Raw genomic sequence first — 4,753 nt, 5'->3', positions numbered from 1 at the left:
CATGCGCTTCTCCAGGCTGCCGCCATAGCCGTCGCTGCGCGCATTGGCCAATGGAGACAGGAACTGATGCAGCAGGTAGCCGTGGGCCGCATGCAGCTCGATGCCCTGCAACCCCACGCGCACGGCGCGCCGCGCAGCGGCCACGAAGTCGTCGCGGACCTTGGCCAGGCCGGCCTCGTCGAGCGCCGCCGGCGGCACCTCGCCCTCGCTGTGCGACAGGGCGCTGGGCGCCACCGCCAGCCAGCCGCCGGGCTCGTCGGGCCGCAGCTGGCTGCCGCCGTCCCAGGGCGCGCGGCTGGAGGCCTTGCGCCCGGCATGGGCCAGTTGCACGGCGATCGGCATGTTGGAGTGCCCACGTACCGTGCGGAGCATGTCGGCCATCGCCGCTTCGGTCGCCTCGTCGTAGAGACCCAGATCGGCCGGGCTGATGCGGCCCTCGGGCGAGACCGCGGTCGCCTCCAGGATCAGCATTCCGGCGCCGGACAGGGCCAGGTGCCCGTAGTGGATGCGGTGCCAGTCGGCCGCCCGGCCGTCCTCGGCGGAGTACTGGCACATGGGCGCGATGACGATGCGGTTGGGGAGGCTCAGCGCGCCCAGACGCAGGGGTTCGAACAGCAGACTCATCCGGGAGGTTCCTTGGTGCATGGCGCAAGCCGAAGAGCCTAGCTGAGACACCCACCCGCTGCCGACGTGCGGCCAATGCGCGCCCGGCGCGGCCTGCAGGTGTTTCGAGGGTGAAGCCTGCCTGCTCATGGGAATGCAGATGGCGCCCCGCTGTCAGTGGCCCCCCCAGACACCAATCGCACGATTACCTCATTTGAGTGAAGCCACAAGTTAACGTTCTCCTCACAATTCTGAGAACTCTCCTACAGACGCCGCGACGAGTTCATGCCGTTGCTTCGCGAGGGCGTCAAGCTGGCCATCGGTTGGAGGGACGACGCTTTTCGGACTCAGAACATGGATCACAAACGTTTTGCAGCGCGCCGGCGAGAACAGCTCGTCGGCAAGGTCATCTGTGCGATGCTGATAGGGGTGGCGGTGCTTACGGCGCTGCGCTACTCCTAGTCTTCGCCGCAGTTGCCACCATGGCGGGTTCCCCGCATACGAACGCCTGGACGACCGTGCCTGACACGCGGGCGACTTCCGGCACTTGCTTCAGCAGCGAAGCAGCGCCGCCAATTGCACGATATCGCGCACGTGTAGATCGTTGCCGGGCTGGGGCGATACATCCTTGGGTCGGGCCGCACCGAACTCCGCGGGGCGCTCGATGTACGCGGTGGCCAGGCCGCAGTGACGCGCGGCCGCCAGGTCGTTGTGGTGTGCCGCGGCCAGCATCACGCGGTTGGGCGGCAGGTCGAACACGCCGGCCACGCCCAGGTAGGTGCGCGGATCGGGCTTGTAGGCCTTGAAGACCTCGGCCGAGAGCACGCAGTCCCAGGGCAGGCCCGCGCGCTTGGCCATGTTGGTGAGCAGGCCGATGTTGCCGTTGGACAGCGGGCAGATGGTGTAGCGACGCTTGAGCCGCGTGAGCCCCGCCACCGCATCGGGCCAGGCCGGCAGCCGGTGCCAGGCGCGGTTGAGTTCGCGCTTGGCCGCGCGGTCCAGCCGCTCGGCGCCGATGGAGAAGTCGGCCAGCACGATCTCCAGGATGCTCAGGTGCAGCTCGTCGAGCAGTGTGAAGCCGCCCTCGCCTTCGGCCAGGCGCTCCATCACGGCCTTCATGGCGGGCTGGTAGCCGGCGCGCCAGGCCAGGGCGAAGGCGCTGCCGTCGGTACCGGGCAGCAGCCGCTCGACCTCGGCGGCGATGCCGCTGTGCCAGTCCACGACGGTGCCGAAGACGTCGAAGGCGATGACCTCGATGGAGGCGGGATCGAAAACGTTGGATGCAGTCATGGCCAGCGACTCTAGCGCCCTGTGGCGCGAGCGTCCTGCATCAGCGCGACAGCGCCTTGGCCTCGCGGGCCAGGGTCTCGATGCGGGCCCAGTCCTTCTGCGCGATGGCATCGGCCGGCACGATCCACGAGCCGCCCACGCAGGCCACATTGGCCAGCGCCAGGAACTCCGCGGCATTGCCCGCATGGATGCCGCCGGTGGGGCAGAACTTCACCTCGCCGAAGGGGCCCTGCCAGGCCTTGAGCATGGGTGCGCCGCCCGCCTGCAGCGCCGGAAAGAACTTGAGCTGCTGGTAGCCATCTTCCTGCGCCATCATGATCTCGCTGCCGGTGGCCACGCCCGGCAGCAGCGGCATGCCCAGGTCGTGGCAGGCCTTGCCCACCGCGCGTGTGTAGCCCGGGCTGACGCCGAAGCGGGCACCGGCCAGCGCAGCCGCCTGCGCATCGGCCGCGCTGCGGATGGTGCCGGCGCCGGCCACGGCCTCGGGCACTTCCTTGGCGATGCGCTCGATGCATTCCAGCGCCACCGGCGTACGCAGGGTGACTTCGAGCATCCGGATGCCGCCGGCCGCCAGCGCGCGGGCCAGGGGCACGGCGTCCTGCGGGTCCTGCAACACGATGACGGGAATGACGGGTGCGTCGTGCATCACGTCGAGGGCGGTGAGGGTCTGGTTCATGGCTGGGACCTTGGCGAGGCGAAAGAAGGTTTCAGAACGAGGAAGGACGCGGATCAATGCGGGCACCCGGCCCCAGACCGTTCAGGCTGAGCCTGTCGAAGCCGGGGCACACGGGTGTGAAAGCCCTTCGACAAGCTCAGGGCGAACGGGTCGCGGGGCCGGATTTGGCAACACGGGGGCGGACTCAGAGCCAAGTGCAGGCGCCCTCTTCCGCGGTGGTGGCGTTGCGGCGCATGCCGGCGAAGAGCTCGCGGCCCAGGCCGCGACCGTCGGCGAAGCGCTGCTCGGCCGACATCACGGCCGCTTCGCGCTGGGCCCATTCGTCCTCGGGCACCAGCACGGCCAGCGTGCCGGCCACGGCATCGAGGCGGATCAGGTCGCCGTCGCGCACCTTCGCCAGCGGACCACCGGCGGCGGCCTCCGGCGAGACATGGATGGCAGCCGGCACCTTGCCCGACGCGCCGCTCATGCGGCCGTCGGTGACCAGCGCCACCTTGAAGCCCTTGCCCTGCAGCACCGACAGCGGCGGCGTGAGCTTGTGCAGCTCGGGCATGCCGTTGGCCTGGGGGCCCTGCCAGCGCACCACGCAGACCACATCGCGCTCCAGCTCGCCGGCCGCGAAGGCCTTCTGCAGCGCGGCCTGCGAGTCGAAGACCTGTGCCGGCGCCTCGATCACATGGCGGTCGTCGGGCACCGACGACACCTTGATCACGCTGCGGCCCAGGTTGCCGGTGAGCAGCTTGAGCCCGCCGGTAGCGCTGAAGGGGTTGTTGGCGGGGCGCGCCACGTCCACGTCCTTCGACGGCCAGGCGGGCACCCAGCGCAGGCCGCCGCCGTCGGCGCCCTGCGGGATCTGCGCGTACTCGGCCAAGCCACCGGGGCGCACGGTGCGCACGTCGGCATGCATCAGGCCCGCCTCCATCAGCTCGTGGATCACGAAGCCGGGGCCGCCCGCCTGCTGGAAGCCATTCACGTCGGCCGTGCCGTTGGGGTACACGCGGGTCAGCAGCGGCACCACGTCGGACAGCTGCGAGAAGTCGTTCCAGTCGATGAGGATGCCGGCCGCCCGGGCCACCGCCACCCAGTGGATCAGGTGGTTGGTCGAGCCGCCGGTGGCCAGCAGCGCCACCATGGCATTGACGATGCAGCGCTCGTCCACCAGCTCGCCGATGGGCGGCACCGCGTAGCCCTGGGCCGCCGTCTTGCCGAGCACGGTGCGCACCGCCTCGCGCGTGAGGTGCTCGCGCAGGCCGTCGTGCGGCTGGATGAAGGCGGTGCCCGGCACATGCAGGCCCATGGCCTCCATCAGCATCTGGTTGCTGTTGGCCGTGCCGTAGAAGGTGCAGGTGCCCTGGTCGTGGTAGGCAGCCATCTCGGCCTCCATCAGGCCTTCGCGGCCTACCAGGCCCTGGGCCGCCTGCTCGCGCACCTTGGCCTTGGCGCTGTTCGACAGGCCCGAGGGCATGGGCCCGGCCGGCACGAACACGGTGGGCAGGTGGCCGAAGTGCAGCGCGCCGATCAGGAGGCCCGGCACGATCTTGTCGCAGATGCCCAGCATGAGCGCGGCATCGAACATGTCGTGCGTGAGTGCCACGGCGGTGCCCATGGCGATGGTGTCGCGGCTGAACAGCGACAGCTCCATGCCCGGCGTGCCCTGCGTCACGCCGTCGCACATCGCCGGCACGCCGCCGGCCACCTGGGCCGTGGCGCCGAGCTTGCGGGCCTCGTCCTTGAGGATCTCGGGATAGGTGCGGAAAGGCGCGTGGGCCGATAGCATGTCGTTGTAGGCCGTCACGATGCCGATGTTGGGCGCGCGCTCGGCCACGATGCGCAGCTTGTCGTTGGCGGGCACGCCGGCCACGGCATGGGCCACGTTGGCGCAGCCCATGCGGTCGGAGCCGCGCTGGCGGCCACCGATCTCGGCGATCTGCTGCAGGTAGGCCGTGCGCAGCTCACGGCTTTTTTCGCGGATGCGTTCGGTGACGGCGTGGAGCGTGGGGTGCAGGGAGGTGCTGGACATGGCGGGCGCGTGGGGCTGGGGAAACTACGGAGTCAATCGTACGTCGCAACCGGCCCGGCACGCGCGTCGGATTGCAACGCCCGCCCCGCGCGCCGGGCCGTCGCGACGCGCCTTACTTTCCGCCGCGGGCCTTGGCGACCGCCGCGTTGACCGAATCCCAGGTT

Annotated in this window: 3 protein-coding genes and 1 pseudogene; all 4 read right to left on the bottom strand. The window is 70.1% G+C overall.

Features of this window, described 5'->3' with window-relative positions:
* Positions 1-624: pseudogene (locus QZ772_RS13175) on the bottom strand (oxidoreductase); the annotation flags it as partial.
* A gap of 531 nt (positions 625-1,155) precedes the next feature.
* Complete coding sequence (locus QZ772_RS13170) at positions 1,156-1,893, bottom strand: haloacid dehalogenase type II (protein WP_295526893.1); 738 nt, start codon at positions 1,891-1,893, stop codon at positions 1,156-1,158.
* Positions 1,894-1,933: 40 nt separating this feature from the next.
* A complete protein-coding gene (eda, locus tag QZ772_RS13165; protein WP_295526891.1) occupies positions 1,934-2,569 on the bottom strand; it encodes a bifunctional 4-hydroxy-2-oxoglutarate aldolase/2-dehydro-3-deoxy-phosphogluconate aldolase in 636 nt (211 codons plus the stop codon).
* 184 nt (positions 2,570-2,753) lie between these two features.
* Entirely contained in the window at positions 2,754-4,589 is a 1,836-nt protein-coding gene (gene edd, locus QZ772_RS13160) for a phosphogluconate dehydratase (protein ID WP_295526889.1), read from the bottom strand.
* Positions 4,590-4,753: the final 164 nt, after the last annotated feature.

The organism is uncultured Pseudacidovorax sp. (assembly GCF_913773995.1).
In the GTDB taxonomy this organism is placed as follows: domain Bacteria; phylum Pseudomonadota; class Gammaproteobacteria; order Burkholderiales; family Burkholderiaceae_C; genus Xenophilus.
Note: the sequence above shows the minus strand (reverse complement) of the source record. Positions and strands in the feature narration are given on the sequence as shown.